This window comes from Kitasatospora sp. NPDC052868 (genome assembly GCF_044547105.1).
Classification (GTDB): domain Bacteria; phylum Actinomycetota; class Actinomycetes; order Streptomycetales; family Streptomycetaceae; genus Kitasatospora.
In genome coordinates this window covers 186,318-200,981 of sequence record NZ_JBITZW010000003.1, presented here as the reverse complement: position 1 = coordinate 200,981, position 14,664 = coordinate 186,318, and the positions used below count along the sequence as shown (strand labels likewise).

Genomic DNA, 14,664 nt, shown 5'->3' with positions numbered 1-14,664 from the left:
CCCCCTGCTGTTCTCTGGGCCCGCACCGCTGAGCGGTCGGGGCCGGTGGTTCGTCAGGTCCGTACGGGGTCAGGCCTTGGTGGTTCGGCGCCCGGTACGGGTCCTGGCCGCCTTGGCCGCCTTGGCCGTCTCGGCCGCCTGTGCCTCGGCGGCCCTGGCCTGTTCGATCTCGGCCTGCTTCGCGAGCCTGGTCTCGCAGTGGTCGAGCCAGCGGATCTCGGCCTCGGTCTGGAAGATCAGCTGTTCCAGGACGAGCAGCCAGGCGAGGTCGGCGCCCTGTGCGGTGCCGGGCCGGCGCTCGCCGGCCAGGGCGCGGCCCTTGAGCCGGGTGTAGTCCTGGAGCGCCTTGATGCTGTGGCGGCGCTGGCCCTGGACGACGGCGGGCACGTCCACCCCCGGGACGGTGACCGCCATGGCGAGCTTGATCGCCAGTTCGTCGCGCGGCGGGTTGGTGCGCGGCACCGGGGTGTCGAACCAGGACCGCAGCTCGGCCCGGCCGGCCTCGGTGGCCGCGTAGAACTGGTGCCCCTCCTCGTCCTCCCCGGCGGGCTCGACCAGTCCGTCCCGCTCCAGGCGGGACAGCGTGGTGTAGACCTGGCCGACGTTCAGCGGCCAGGTGGCGCCGGTGCGCGCCTCGAACTCGGTTCTCAGCTGGTAGCCGTAGCGGGGGCCCTGGTCGAGCAGGGCGAGCAGACCGTGACGGATGGACATACCGAGTATGTATACCCGGTATGCCCGGCGGGCTCAAGCCGCGCCCCCCGCCCCGCCGAGCGGGTACCGTCGTGCGGTGTGAGCCAGTTGCGCATCGCCACCTTCAATCTGCTGCACGGTCAGCCGCTCGCCCCGGACGGCGCCCCGGCGCCCTATCCCGCCGACGCCGGCGGGCCGTTGGCGCAGGCGGTGGCCGGGTTGGACGCCGACGTCCTGGCGCTTCAGGAGGTGGACCGGTACCAGTCGCGCTCCGGTGGCACCGACCAGGCGGCCGTCGCCGCCAAGGCGATGGGCGCGGCCGACTGGCGGTTCGCGGCCGCCCTGCACGGCCGGCCGGCGCCGGTGGCCGGCTGGGTGCCGGAGCCGTCGGCGCCCGCCGGGATCCAGGTGTACGGCCCGGGCGAGGTCGGCGACGGCGCCCCGCCCGCCTACGGCACCGCGCTGCTGACCCGGCTGCCGGTACGGCACTGGCGGGCCCGGCGGTTCGCCCCGGCACCGTTCGGGCTGCCGCTGCGGGTGGCCGGGCGGCGCGGGCTGACCCCCGTGCCGGACGAGCCGCGGGCCGCGCTGGCGGCCGTCCTGGAGGGCGAGCACGGCCCGTTCACTGTGGTGGCCGCACACCTGTCGTTCGTGCCGGGCTGGAACATGGCGCAGCTGGCCGGGATCCGCCGCTGGATCTCCGACCTGCCGCAGCCGTACCTGGTGCTGGGGGACTTCAACCTGATCGGTGCGGTGCCCCGGACGGTGCTGGGCGGGGCCACGGCGCTGGACCGCACCGCGCCGCGGGTGCGGGTGCGCGAGCTGCGCGCGGCCCGGCGGGCCCGGCCGCAGCTCGTGGCGGAGCGCCGGAGGCGGGTGCGCGAGCCCCGGGCCCGGCTGCAGGGCTGGTACGACCTGGCCCGCACGCCCACCTACCCGTCGCACCGGCCGGCCGTGCAGTTCGACCACGTGCTGGCGGTGGGCGTGCCGCGGACCGCGGTCGGTCCGGCGCGGGCCCCGCGGACGGCGGTCTCCGACCACCGCCCGCTGGTTGTCACGGTCGGCCTCTGAGCCCTGGGCTCTGGTCTCTGAGCTCTGAGCTCTGGTCTCTGAGCTCTGGTCTCTGAGCTCTGGTCTCTGGGCGCGGTCGGCCGCCGAGGACGGTCAGCCGCTGAGCTCCGCCTCCGGGCTCAGCCCCCTGGGGTGGGCCCGCTGCCCGTTCTGGTGGGGCAGCTGGGGGATCGGCCCCGGCGGGTCGTACTGGAGGAGCAGCATCGCGGCGTCGTCCCCGAGTTGGCGGCCGACGTGGCGGACCACGTCCTCGTGCAGGCGCTGCAGCACGTCCACCGGCCGGCCGTCCGCGCAGTGCGGCAGCCGTTCGGCGAGCGGGTAGAAGACGCCGGAGCGGTCGCGGGCCTCGATCACACCGTCGGTGAACAGCAGCACGCGGTCCCCCTGGTGGAGCGGGACGCGGTGGACGGGCGGGCGGACGTCGGCCGGGTCGAGCACGCCGAGCGGGGGCACCGTCTCGGCGAGCTCCAGCGGTCGGACGGGCTCGGCGCCGCGCAGCAGCAGCGGCGAGGGGTGGCCGCAGTTGACGATCTCGGCGGTGCCGTCGGGGCGGACCCCGATCAGCACCAGGGTGACGAACTCCTCCTCCACTCCGGGGTGGTCGTTCTCGTGCAGGGCGCGGTCGAGGCTGACGGCCAGCCAGCCGGCCACCCGGTCCAGCGCGGGCTCCTGGTGGGCGGCCTCGCGGAAGGCCCCGAGCACGGCGGCGGCGGTCTCCACCGCGCCGAGGCCCTTGCCGCGGACGTCGCCGACCACGGCCCGCACGCCGTGCCGGGTGTTGACCACCTCGTAGAGGTCCCCGCCGATCCTGGCGTGCGCGGCGGCGGCCTCGTAGTGGACGGCGGCCCGGACGGTGCCGACCCGCTCGGGGACGGGCCGCAGCAGCACCCGGCGGGCGATCGAGGCGACCAGCTGGGCGTCGGCGAGCGCCTTCTCCTGGCGCAGCCGCAGGGTGGCGCTGACCCAGCCGATCGCGGCGACCAGGACGATGGCGAAGACGGTGGCGCTGTGCACGGACTCGCCGAGCGCGTCGCTGTAGGCGGCCATCAGGAAGGCCACGGCCTCGGTGCACAGGCCGATGGCGAGCGGGTACCAGGTGCGGCGGCTGACCACGGCGGCCAGCGCGGGGACGGCGGTGAGGGCCGGTTCGACCGTCACCTCGGTGTTGCTGAAGTAGTCGAGGGCGACGACCAGCGCCATGCCGATGAACGGCAGCGCGAGCGCCGTCCTCGGCCAGGTGCCGGTCGTGCCCGGAGCGGTCCCCGGGGTCGGCCCGGCGAACCGCTCTCTGATCCATCCGGTCGCGCTCAACTTCGGTCTCTCCAGCAGAAGACGCCGGTGCCCGTGGGCACCTGCGGTGATGACTGAGGGTTAGGGAATGCGGGCCTCGCTGGCGGCCGGAGTACGGGGGTTGACCGGTTACCGACCCCACAATAGGCACGAAACGTGCACTACGCACAGGTTTCGCCCGATGCCGTGATGACTTGAATGCTCTCCGTGACTCATTCTTCACTGTTCCCGATCAGGAGCCGTTCCAACTCTTTTCGGTCGGGAAGTCCTGCGGGTTGTTCGATCCGACCACTGCGGACGTACAGGAAGGACGCCGTGACCTGCTCCAGCGGAACGCCCAACTGTTCGGCCCAGGCCACCCGGTAGACCGCGAGCTGGAGCGGGTCGGCGCTCTCCTCGCGGTGCGTCTTCCAGTCCACCACTTCGTAGCGTGACGCGCCTCCCGATTCTGACCGCCCGTCACCCTCCCGGTAGACCGCGTCGATCCGGCCGCGCACCACCCGGCCCGCCAGCACCAGCTGGAACGGCGCCTCCACCCGGTACGGCGTCCGGTCCGCGTACGGGGTGCGCAGGAACGCCTCCTTCAGCCGCTCCAGGTCCTGCTCGTCCTCGATGCCGTCGTCGTCCGCTCCGGGCAGCGCGCCCGGACCGAGCAGCAGCAGCGGCTCGATCCGGGACTGCACCCAGGCGTGGAAGCGGGTGCCCCGGCGGGCGGCGGGCTGCGGCGGACGCGGCATCGGACGGGCCAGGTCGTGCGCGAAGCCGTCCGGATCGGCGGCCAGCCGCAGCAGTTGGGTGGCGGAGAGCGCGGCGGGCAGCGGCACCTCCCGGACGCTGCGCCGCGAGCGCTCCAACTCGCCGATCAGGGCGGTCAGATCGCGGTCCCAGGACTCCACCTGGCGGCGGTCCTCGGCGGCCATCGGCTCCGGCTCGGGGGCGCTCTGCCCGGCCAGCCGGCGGTGCACCACCTCGGCGACCCGGCGGCGGGCCCGCTGGGCGCCCTGGTCCAGCGGCATCGGCCAGGGCCGCTCCACGGGCGCCGCCAGCGCCGGGTTCTCGGCGCCCTTGAGCGGCTGCTCGGCCCACTGCTCGACCTCGCCCGCACCGGGCTGCTCGCAGTGCGCCCGCAGCTCCTCCAGGAAGGCGGACGGCCCGCGCACGGTCTTCTGCGAGGGGCCCCACCAGTGCCCGGAGGCCAGCAGCAGCGAGCGCGGCCGGGTGAAGGCGACGTAGCCCAGCCGCAGCTCCTCGGTGGCGGAGTGCGCGGCGAGCTCCTGCTTGAAGGCGGCCATGGACTTGTTGTTCCACCCGCCGCGGACGTCGGGCAGGGTGGCCGCGTCGCCGCGCAGGGCGTGCGGGAGCACCCGCTTGGTGCTGGTCCACCGCTCGCGCGGGCTCCCGGACGGGAACGCGCCCTTGACCAGGCCAGGGACGGCGACGACGTCCCACTCCAGGCCCTTGGACTTGTGCACGGTGAGCACCTTCACGGTGTCCTCGCCGCCGGGCAGGCTGCTGTCCAGGCCGCGCTCGTACTCCTGGGCGGCCCGCAGGAAGCCGAGGAAGGCCGACAGCCCCGGGTCCCCGTCCAGGTCGGCGAAGCCCGCCGCGACGTCCAGGAAGGCGTGCAGGGTCTCCCGGCGGCGGGCGGCCAGCGCCTGCGGGGAGGCCGCGAGCTCGACCTCCAGGCCGGTGACCGCGAGCACCCGGTGCAGCACGTCCATCAGCGGCTCGGCGAGCGAGCGGCGCAGCTCGCGCAGCTCCCGGGCGAGCCGGGCGAAGCGGACCCTGGCCTCGGCGGAGAACGCCAGCTCGTCGGGCTGGTCCGGGTCGAGGAAGGTCTCCAGCGCGTCGGCCAGCGACACCACCTCGGTGGGGTCGGCCTCGGCGACGGCGGCGGCCAGCGCCTCCACCCCCTCGGGGCGGGCGGTGCGGACCAGCTCGGCGGCGCGCCGGCCGAGCAGGGCGAGGTCGCGCGGGCCGATCCGCCAGCGCGGGCCGATCAGCAGCCGGACCAGCGCCGCGTTGGCGGTCGGGTCCTGGAGCACCTCGCAGGCCGCGACCAGGTCGGCGACCTCGGGCAGCTGCAGCAGCCCGCCGAGCCCGACCACCTCGACCGGCACCTCGCGGGCCACCAGGGCCGCGTGGATGTCGGGGAAGGCCGCGCCGCCCCGGCACAGCACCGCGATCCGGCCCGGGGCGGTACCGGTGCGCACCAGGTGGGCGACCGAGTCGGCCAGCCAGTCGACCTCCTCGGCGTGGGTGGGCAGCAGCGCGGCCCGCACGAAGCCCTCCTGTTCGGCGCCGGGCGCCGGGCGCAGCGCCTCGACGCCCTCGTGCATGGCGCGCAGCGGTGCGGCCAGCCGGTTGGCGAAGGCGAGCAGCCGGCCGCCGCTGCGGCGGTTCTCGCTGAGCGCGTACCGGGCGGCGGGGGCGGCGTCGGCCTTCGGGAAGTGCCGGGGGAACTCGTCCAGGTTGGCGACGGAGGCGCCGCGCCAGCCGTAGATGGCCTGGCAGGGGTCGCCGACGGCGGTGACGGCGTGGCCGGTGCCGGTGCCGGTGCCGCTGCCGCCGTTGCCGTCCGGGCCGGCGCCGAACAGCCCGGCGAGCATCAGGCGCTGGGCCACCGAGGTGTCCTGGTACTCGTCGAGCAGGACGACCCGGAACTGGCCGCGGAGCAGTTCGCCGACCTCGGGCCGCTCCTGGGCGAGGCGGGCGGCGGCCGCTATCTGGTCGCCGAAGTCCATCAGTGCGCCGGCGGCCTTGCGGCGGCGGTACTCCTCGACCAGGCGCAGCAGTTCCAGTCGGGCCCGGGCGGTGCCGGGGACGGCCCGCAGGTCGTCGTTGCTGAGCCTGGCGGTGGCGAGGGCGTCCAGCAGGTCCTCGTCGTGGGCGCGCAGGGCGGCCGGCTCGACCAGGTGCTCGGCGAGTTCGCCGTCGAGGGCGATCAGGTCGGCGACCAGGTTGGTGAAGGTGCCGGTGAGGGCGGGGAACGGGCCGCGGGCGGAGCGCAGCACCTGGGCGGCGAGCTGGTAGCGGGTCGCGTCGGCGAGCAGCCGTACGTCGGGTTCGATGCCGATCCGCAGGCCGTGCTCCTTGAGCAGCCGGCCGGCGAAGGCGTGGTAGGTGGAGATCTCGGGCTCGCCGAGCGGCTCCTCGCCGTACCCGGCGGCGCTCCCCCACTCCTCGGCCGCGGGCACCCCGACCCCGCCGGCCCGCAGGGCGGTGCGGACGCGTTCGGCGAGCTCGCCGGCGGCCTTGTTGGTGAAGGTGAGGCCGAGCACCTCCTCGGGCCGCACGGCGCCGGAGCCGACCAGCCAGACCACCCGGGCGGCCATCACGGTGGTCTTGCCGGAGCCCGCGCCGGCCACGATGACGGCCGGTTCCAGGGGGGCGCCGATGGCCGCCATCTGCTCCGGGTTGAAGGGGATGCCCAGCAGGTCCTTGAGCTGGTCGGGGTGGCTGAGCACGGCGGTCACCCTTCGAGGCTAACCGCAGGCGCCGACATCCCTCACTCCACCAGCTGCGCACCGTCCCGCTGGGCGGAGCAGCTGCGGCGGAAGCCGCAGCGGTCGCAGCCGCCGCCGGTCTGCGGGACGAAGTGCTCGGCGAGGACGCGGCCGGCCGCGTCGGCGAGGAGTCCCTCGATCCACGGCTCGCCGTCCGGCGGGCCCTGCTGCTGCACCTTGGGCGCGTCCGGGGCGGCCTTGGCGGCGGGCTCGCGCAGATGCACCAGCTCGGCGCCGCCGGGGTGCGGCGGGCCGCCCTCGAAGCCGGGCAGCTCGTTGAGCGCGCCGGCCCGGACGGCCAGCTGGTAGACGGCGAGCTGTTTGTGCTCGGGCAGCGACTTGTCGGAGGGGATCTGCTTGCCGGTCTTGAAGTCGACCACGTAGGCGCGGCCGGCCTCGTCCTTCTCGACCCGGTCCATCGAGCCGCGGATCTGCACCGCGACGCCGCCGACCTCCAGGGTGACGTCGAAGCCGTGCTCGGTGGCGACCAGGTCCCGGCCGCGCTCCAGCACGTGCCAGTTGAGGAAGCGCTCCAGGGCGGCGCGGGCCGCGGTCTTCTCCTGGTGGGACTTCCAGGGCGCGTCGAAGGCGAGCGCGTCCCAGACGGTGTCCAGGCGCTCCATCAGCACGGCGAGGTCCGCCGGGGTCCGCCCGGAGCCGACCTCGTCGGCCAGGGCGTGCACGACGTTGCCGAAGCCCTGGGCGGCGGAGCCGGCGCCCCTGGCCTTGACCTCCTTGTCCAGGAACCACTGCAGCGAGCAGTTCTCCAGCTGTTCCAGGCCGCTGCCGGACAGCCGCACCGGCCGGTCGGCGTCGCGCAGCGGCTCGGGGGCGGCGGTGGCGTCGTCCAGGCCCCACCAGCGGTCGGGGTGGGCGGCGGGGACCAGCGGCAGGCCGTCCTCGTCGGCGGCCGCGGCCAGGGTGGCGAGCCGTTCGGCGGCGGCCCGGCGCAGTTCCGGCGAACGGGCCGGGTCGACGGTGACCGCGCGCAGCTCGGCGACCAGGGCGGGGACGGACAGCGGGCGGCGCGGGCGGTGGGTGACGTCCTCGACGGTGACCTGCGGGGTGCGCCGCAGCACCCGCCCGGTCCGGGGGTCGACGTCCTCGCGGTACAGCTCGCGCAGGAACCGGGAGGGTTCGTCGCCGTCCTCGGCGGGCGCCTTGACGGCGGTGACGATCAGCCGTTCGCGGGCCCGGGTGGCGGCGACGTAGAAGAGCCGGCGCTCCTCGCCGAGCAGGGCGGCCGGGGAGAGCGGTTCGGCGAGGCCGTCGCGGCCGATCCGGTCGGCCTCCAGCAGCGAGCCGCGGCGGCGCAGGTCGGGCCAGAGGCCGTCCTGGACGCCCGCGACCACGACCACCCGCCACTCCAGGCCCTTGGAGCGGTGCGCGGTCATCAGCCGGACGGCCTCGGGGCGGACGGCCCGCACGGTGAGGGTGTCGGCGGCGATGTCCTGGGCCTCCAGCTCGGCGAGCAGGTCGAGGGCGCTGCGGTGGCCGGTGACCTGTTCCTCGGCGCGGGCGGCGGTCTCGAACAGGGCGCAGAGCGCGTCCAGGTCGCGGTCGGCGTTGCGGCCGGCGGCGCCGCCGCGCAGGGCGGCCCGCTCCAGGCGCTCGCGCCAGCGCCGGCTGCCGTCCCACAGGTCCCAGAGCGCGTCCTCGGCGGTGCAGCCGCCGGCCAGCCGTTCGCGGACCTTGCGCAGCAGGGTGCCGAGGTCGCGGGCGCGGCGGGCGTACGAGGGGTCGAGGGCGACCAGCCGCTCGGGTTCGGCGAGGGCCTCGCGGATCAGCTCCTCGGCGGGGCGCAGCGCGGCGGCGGGCAGGCCGGCGGCGCGCAGGGCGGCGCGCTCCTCCTCGCGCAGGGCGCGGCCGAGGCGGCGCAGGTCGGAGCCGTCCATGCCGCCGAGGGGGCCGGTGAGCAGGCCGTGGGCGAGTTCGGTGGTCAGCGGGTCCGGGGCCTCGGGGCCGGGCCGCTCGGTCCCGGGGCGGCGGGCGGCCTGCTCGGCGCAGACCCGCAGGGCGAGCAGCAGCTGGGCGACGGCCGGCTCCTCGCGCAGCGGCAGGTCGTCGCCGTCGATCTCCAGGGGGACGCCGGCCGCGCCGAGCGCGCGCCGGACGCCGGGGATGGAGCGGGCGCCGGCCCGGACGAGGACGGCCATCTCGCCCCAGGGCACGCCGTCCTCCAGGTGGGCGCGGCGCAGCAGGTCGGCGATGGAGTCCAGCTCGGTGCCGGGGGTGGGGTAGGTGTACACCTCGACCCGGCCGCCCTCGCGGGCGGGCAGCAGGGCGCGGTGCTGGGCAAGCTTGTCGGCGGGCAGCCGGCCCATCGGCATCCGCCGGGCCAGCTCGCGGGAGGCGGCGAGCAGCACGGCGCCGGAGCGGCGGGAGACCCGCAGCACCTTGACCTCGGCGGGGCTGCCGTCGGCCTGGCGGAAGGTCTGCGGGAACTCCAGGATGCCGTTGATGTCGGCGCCGCGGAACGCGTAGATCGACTGGTCCGGGTCGCCGACGGCGATCAGTTCGCGTCCGCCGCCGGCCAGCTGGCGCAGCAGCCGGACCTGGGAGGGGTCGGTGTCCTGGTACTCGTCGACGAAGACGACCTCGTAGCGCTGCCGCAGCTCCTCGCCGACCTCGGGGCGCTCGGCGAGCAGCACGGCGCGGTGGACGAGCTCGGCGTAGTCGAGGACGCCGCGCAGGTCGAGGACGTCGAGGTAGTCGGCGAGGAAGTGGGCGGCGGCGGCCCAGTCGGGGCGCTGGACGCCCTCGGCGAAGCGTTCGAGCTCGGCCTCGCCGAGGCCCAGTTCGCGGCTGCGGGCGAGTACGGCGCGGACCTCGTCGGCGAAGCCGCGGGTGGTCAGGCAGGCCCGCAGGTCGAGCGGCCAGCCGATCCGGGAGGTGCCGAGGCGGGTGTCCTCGGCGCCGCCGGCCAGCAGTTCGCGGACCATGACGTCCTGCTCGGGGCCGGAGAGCAGGCGCAGCGGCTCGGCGTAGTCCTGCGGGTCCTGGTGGGCGCGGAGCAGGGCGTAGCAGAAGGAGTGGAAGGTGGTGGCCTGCGGGGGGCGCAGGGCGGTGGACCGGGGGCCGGCGGCCGCGGCGCCGAGCCGGGCGGACATCCGGTCGCGCAGCTCCGTCGCGGCCTTGCGGCTGAAGGTCAGGACCAGGATCTTCTCGGGGTCGGTGCCGTCCTCTATCCGCCGGGCGACGGCCTCCACCAGGGTGGTGGTCTTGCCGGTGCCGGGCCCGGCGAGCACCAGCAGCGGGCCTCCCGCGTGCTCGACCACGGCGCGCTGGTACTCGTCCAGCACGGGCGGGGCGGGCTGGGCGAGGGGGCTGCGCACCAGACGGTAGGGGGAGCTCACGGACGTCCTGGGGGTTGTGCTGCGGGCGACGGAAGGCGGGCCCCGCGAGGGGCCCGTCCGTATCGAGCCTACGATCCTGCCCCGTCATTCCCGTCCGCGCACCGGTTTCCGGTTTTCCGTGCGGGCGCCCGGCTACCGTCCGTCCCAGCGGGCCCGCCGCAGATCGACCCGGGGCGGGTCGGCGTGCTCGCGCAGCGGGGTACCCTCCTCGCGGTAGCGGGTGAGCGCCCGCCGCTCGTGGCCGGGCAGGAGGCGTCCGTCCGCGCGGATCACGCGCCACCAGGGCACGGCGGCGCCGTACAGGGCCATCACCCGGCCGACCTGCCGGGGGCCGCCGTGGCCGAGGTACTCGGCAACGTCCCCGTAGGTCATCACCCGGCCGGGTGGAATCCGCTCGGTCAGGTCGAGCACCAGTTCGGCGAAGGGCGGCAGCGCGCCGTCGTCGGTAGCGTCCGTCACCTGCGGCATTCTTCCCCACCCGGGGAAGCGGGCGGGACCGTACGAACGATCCGCCGCGCCCGATGCGCCCCCTGTCCAGCACGGGGCGCCGAGGCATGCCACCATCTTCGGGGCGGTGAGTGGTGATACGAGGACAAGACCAGATGACCGGGACGGCAGACGTGGGCGTGGACGAGGACTCCGACGAGTCCGCAAACGCCGTGCCCGCAGGTCCCGGCGGTGGGCCCGCCGCCGAGCCGACGCCGGAAGTCTCCCTGATCAAGGACCGGACGATCAAGACCCCGCAACCGCTCAGCCCGCGGGCCGAGGCACCCGAGGAACCCGAGGCACCCGAGGCCGCGACCGGCCCGGCGCCGGCCGCCGGCGTCCCCGCGCAGCAGCCCGCGCCCCCGCAGGAGCACGACGCCCACGAGGACACCCCGCACCTGGACGTCGACGAGCCGCTGCTCGCCGCCCGCGCGCACCGGCCGTCGGACCTGATCCGCTTCCTGGCCGGCGTCTTCGGCATAGTCGCGGTGTTCGTCCTGGCCGGCGTCGCGACCTCGACCACCACCGGCATCGAGCTGGACATCGCCTCCAACGCCCCCCGGTTCTCGCCGGTGCTGTCCACCATCGCCGGCCTCGTCTCCAGCGTCGCGGTGCTCGCCGTCCCGCTGGCCTTCGCGGTCGAGCGGCTGATCAAACGCGACGGCCTGCGGGTCGCCGACGGCGTCCTCGCCTCGGTGCTCGCCTACGGCGTCTCGCTGGGCATCGACTGGTGGGTGGCCGAGGGCGCCTCCGAGCAGATCCGGGACGCCCTCACCCGGTTCCCGCTGGAGAGCACCGGCACGCTCACCGACCCCGTGCACGGCTATCTGGCCCCGGTGATCGCTTACATGACCGCGGTCGGCATGTCGAGCCGGCCGCGCTGGCGCGTCGCCCTGTGGGTGGTGGTGGTCTTCAGCGGGATCACCGAGCTGTTCGGCGGCTACACCACCCCGCTGTCCCTGCTGCTCACCGTGCTGATCGGCTGGTCCGTCGCCTACGGCACGCTGTACGCGATCGGCTCGCCGAACATCCGGCCCACCGGCCAGCACCTGATGATCGGCCTGCGCAAGGTCGGCTTCACCCCGGCCAGCGCGCACCGGGCCGCCGACGCCCCCGGCGGCACCCGCCGCTACTTCGTCGCCCAGCAGAGCGGCCCGCCGCTGGACGTCCACATCATCGACCGCGAGCAGCAGGCCTCCGGCTTCTTCTACCGCGCCTGGCGGCGGCTGCGGCTGCGCTCGGTGGCCGTCCGGCGCAGCCCCCAGTCGCTGCGCCAGGCACTGGAGCAGGAGGCCCTGATCGCGTACGCGGCGGCCGCCTCCGGGGCCCGCGCGCCGCAGCTGGTCGCCACCTCCGAGCTGGGCCCGGACGCCGCGATCCTGGTCTACGAGAACGTCGAGGGCCGCACCCTGGACGACCTCGCCGACGAGGAGGTCACCGACCAGGTGATGGCCTCGCTGTGGGAGTCCGTCGCGGCCCTGCACGAGCGCCGGATCGCCCACCGCCGGCTCACCGGCGAGTCCCTGCTGGTGGTGGACGGCAAATCGGCCTGTCTGGTCAACCTCTCCGGCGGCGACATCGCCGCCACCGACCTGACCCTGCGGATCGACGTCGCCCAGCTGCTCACCACCTTCGCGCTGCGGATCGGCCCGGAGCGGGCGGTCGCCACCGCCAACGCCGTGCTCGGCGCGGACCGGGTGGCGCAGGCGCTGCCGCTGCTCCAGCCGGTCGGGATGAGCCGCTCCACCAGGGTCGACCTGAAGAAGCTCACCAAGGAGCGCAGGACCGCCGCCCGGGCCAGGGCGCTGGAGCAGGTCGCCGCCGGCGAGCGCACCCAGCAGCAGGCCGAGGAGGACATCGCGGTGGCCGGCGAGGACCTGCTCAGCCGGATCCGCGGTCAGATCCTCCAGATCGCCCCCGAGGCGCCGACCGAGACGGCGAAGCTGGAACGGCTCAAGCCGAAGACCCTGATCATGGTCATCGCGCTGACCTTCGCCGCCTACCTGGCGCTGACCACCATCAAGCCGGCCCAGCTCAAGCTCTCCCAGATGAACTGGGCCTGGGCGGCGGTGGCCCTGGCCGCGGCCGCGTTCAGCTACGTCGCCGCCTCGATGAGCCTGACCGGCTTCGTCCCGGAGAAGCTGCCGTTCCGGCGCACGGTGGCGGCCCAGATCGCCGGGTCCTTCGTCAAGCTGGTGGCGCCCGCCGCGATCGGCGGCATCGCGCTCAACACCCGCTACCTGCAGAAGGCCGGGATCCGCTCCGGCCAGGCGGTCGCCTCGGTCGGCGCCTCGCAGCTGGCCGGCCTCGCCGGGCACCTGCTGCTGCTGTTCAGCTTCGGCCTGATCACCGGCAGCCAGACCAACGGCGACCTCTCCGCCTCCCGCGCGGTGATCATCGGCGTGCTGTCCGCCGCCGTGCTCGCCCTGGTGGTCGCGGCCGTCGCCCCGCTGCGGCGGTTCGTCCTGAACCGGCTGCGCTCGCTGTTCTTCGGCGTGGTGCCCCGGATGCTCGACCTGATGCAGACGCCCAGCAAGCTGGTCACCGGCTTCGGCGGCATCCTGCTGCTCACGCTGTCCTTCACCGCCTGCCTGGACGCCTCGGTGCAGGCCTTCGGCGGCAGCATCAGCTTCTCCGCGGTCGCGGTGGTCTTCCTGACCGCCAACGCGGCCGGCTCCGCCATCCCCACCCCCGGCGGCATCGGCCCGGTCGAGGTCGCCCTGATCGGCGCCCTGACCGTCGCCGACGTGCCCCCGGCGGTGGCCACCCCGGCGGTGTTCCTCTACCGGGCGCTCACCTTCTGGCTGCCGGTGCTGCCGGGCTGGATCTCCTACAACGTGCTCCAGCGCAAGGGCGCGCTCTAGGCCCTGTCCGGACAGGGCCTAGAGGGTCCGGACAGACGGAGGAGGGCCCGCCGACCGTGACGGTCGGCGGGCCCTCCTCCGCGTTCGGAGCCTCTGGTGCCCTTAGTAGACCGGCTTGTGCGGCTCGATCTGGTTCACCCAGCCGAGCACGCCGCCGCCCAGGTGGACGGCGTTGGCGAAGCCGGCCGACTTCACCACGGCCAGCACCTCGGCCGAGCGCACGCCCGACTTGCAGTGCAGCACGATCTTCCGGTCCTGCGGCAGCGACTCCAGCGCGTTGCCCATCAGGAACTCGTTCTTCGGGATCAGCACCGCGCCGGGGATGCTGACGATCTCGTACTCGCCGGGCTCGCGGACGTCGACCAGGAAGATGTCCTCCTTGTCGTCCTGCCACTGCTTCAGCTGCTTCGAGGTGATCGTCGAACCGGCGGCGGCGGCCTGCGCCTCCTCCGACACGACGCCACAGAAGGCCTCGTAGTCGATCAGCTCGGTGACCGTCGGGTTCTCACCGCAGAGCGCGCAGTTCGGGTCCTTGCGGACCTTCACCTGGCGGTAGTTCATCTCCAGGGCGTCGTAGATCATCAGCCGGCCGACCAGCGGGTCGCCGACCCCGGCCAGCAGCTTGATCGCCTCGGTGACCTGGATCGAGCCGATGGACGCGCAGAGCACGCCCAGCACGCCGCCCTCGGCGCAGGACGGGACCATGCCGGCCGGCGGGGCCTCCGGGTAGAGGCAGCGGTAGCACGGGCCGTGCTCGGCCCAGAACACGCTGGCCTGGCCGTCGAAACGGTAGATCGAGCCCCACACGTACGGCTTGCCGAGCAGCACCGCCGCGTCGTTCACCAGGTAGCGGGTGGCGAAGTTGTCGGTGCCGTCGACGATCAGGTCGTAGCCGGAGAAGATCTCCATCACGTTGTCGTTGTCGAGGCGCTCCTCGTGGAGGATCACGTTGACGTAGGGGTTGATCTCCTTGACCGACTCCCGTGCCGACTCGCCCTTGGAGCGGCCGATGTCCGACTGGCCGTGGATGATCTGGCGCTGCAGGTTGGACTCGTCCACCACGTCGAACTCGACGATGCCGAGGGTGCCGACACCCGCGGCGGCCAGGTACATCAGCGCGGGCGAGCCCAGGCCGCCGGCGCCGACACACAGCACCTTGGCGTTCTTCAGCCGCTTCTGCCCGGCCATGCCCACGTCGGGGATGATCAGGTGGCGGGAGTACCTGCGGACCTCGTCAACGGTGAGCTCGGCGGCCGGCTCGACCAGGGGTGGCAGCGACACGGGGACTCCGATGGTCGTCGGTTCAGGTGGCCAGGGCCAACCTCTTGGGGCTTGTTGCTCCGCCACCGAGGTGGCTCTGCTAGGCCAACAGTGTCACGCGGCCCCGGTATTCCGAGACAG

At 74.6% G+C, this 14,664-nt stretch carries 8 protein-coding genes; 2 read left to right on the top strand and 6 right to left on the bottom strand.

All coding sequences use genetic code 11. From position 1 onward, the window contains the following. Positions 1-69: 69 nt before the first annotated feature. Positions 70-711 carry a PadR family transcriptional regulator gene (locus ACIGZJ_RS07350; protein ID WP_396456358.1) on the bottom strand — a complete coding sequence of 214 codons (642 nt, stop codon included), beginning with the start codon at positions 709-711 and terminating at the stop codon, positions 70-72. Positions 712-789: 78 nt separating this feature from the next. Between ACIGZJ_RS07350 and ACIGZJ_RS07345 the strand changes: the two genes are divergently transcribed. Further along, entirely contained in the window at positions 790-1,761 is a 972-nt protein-coding gene (locus ACIGZJ_RS07345; protein ID WP_396456357.1) for an endonuclease/exonuclease/phosphatase family protein, read from the top strand. 93 nt (positions 1,762-1,854) lie between these two features. Here ACIGZJ_RS07345 and ACIGZJ_RS07340 read toward each other — a convergent pair whose 3' ends face one another. The 4 genes from ACIGZJ_RS07340 to ACIGZJ_RS07325 all read right to left on the bottom strand — a co-directional run bounded on the left by ACIGZJ_RS07340 (position 1,855) and on the right by ACIGZJ_RS07325 (position 10,381). Beyond that, entirely contained in the window at positions 1,855-3,072 is a 1,218-nt protein-coding gene (locus tag ACIGZJ_RS07340) for a PP2C family protein-serine/threonine phosphatase (protein ID WP_396456356.1), read from the bottom strand. Positions 3,073-3,263: 191 nt separating this feature from the next. Further along, the gene (locus ACIGZJ_RS07335; RefSeq protein ID WP_396456355.1) at positions 3,264-6,527 is read right to left on the bottom strand and encodes a UvrD-helicase domain-containing protein; all 3,264 of its coding nucleotides are present in this window, start codon (positions 6,525-6,527) and stop codon (positions 3,264-3,266) included. 32 nt (positions 6,528-6,559) lie between these two features. After that, complete coding sequence (locus ACIGZJ_RS07330) at positions 6,560-9,913, bottom strand: ATP-dependent helicase (RefSeq protein ID WP_396456354.1); 3,354 nt, start codon at positions 9,911-9,913, stop codon at positions 6,560-6,562. 132 nt (positions 9,914-10,045) lie between these two features. Continuing rightward, a complete protein-coding gene (locus ACIGZJ_RS07325) occupies positions 10,046-10,381 on the bottom strand; it encodes an MGMT family protein (RefSeq protein WP_396456353.1) in 336 nt (111 codons plus the stop codon). Between the two features lie 134 nt (positions 10,382-10,515). On the opposite strand from ACIGZJ_RS07325, the gene ACIGZJ_RS07320 reads away from it, so the two are divergent. Continuing rightward, positions 10,516-13,263 carry a flippase-like domain-containing protein gene (locus tag ACIGZJ_RS07320; RefSeq protein WP_396456352.1) on the top strand — a complete coding sequence of 916 codons (2,748 nt, stop codon included), beginning with the start codon at positions 10,516-10,518 and terminating at the stop codon, positions 13,261-13,263. A 102-nt stretch (positions 13,264-13,365) separates the two neighbouring features. On the opposite strand, the gene moeZ is transcribed toward ACIGZJ_RS07320, so the two are convergent. Next, positions 13,366-14,544: an adenylyltransferase/sulfurtransferase MoeZ gene (gene moeZ / locus ACIGZJ_RS07315; RefSeq protein WP_396456351.1), complete on the bottom strand. Its 1,179-nt coding sequence runs from the start codon at positions 14,542-14,544 to the stop codon at positions 13,366-13,368. Between the last annotated feature and the right edge of the window lie 120 nt (positions 14,545-14,664).

Bases quoted from the DNA above. Each gene is read 5' to 3' on its own strand.
- ACIGZJ_RS07350 (WP_396456358.1), bottom strand. From the start codon at position 711: ATGTCCATCCGTCACGGTCTGCTCGCCCTGCTCGACCAGGGCCCCCGC.
- ACIGZJ_RS07325 (WP_396456353.1), bottom strand. From the start codon at position 10,381: ATGCCGCAGGTGACGGACGCTACCGACGACGGCGCGCTGCCGCCCTTC.
- ACIGZJ_RS07320 (WP_396456352.1), top strand. From the start codon at position 10,516: ATGACCGGGACGGCAGACGTGGGCGTGGACGAGGACTCCGACGAGTCC.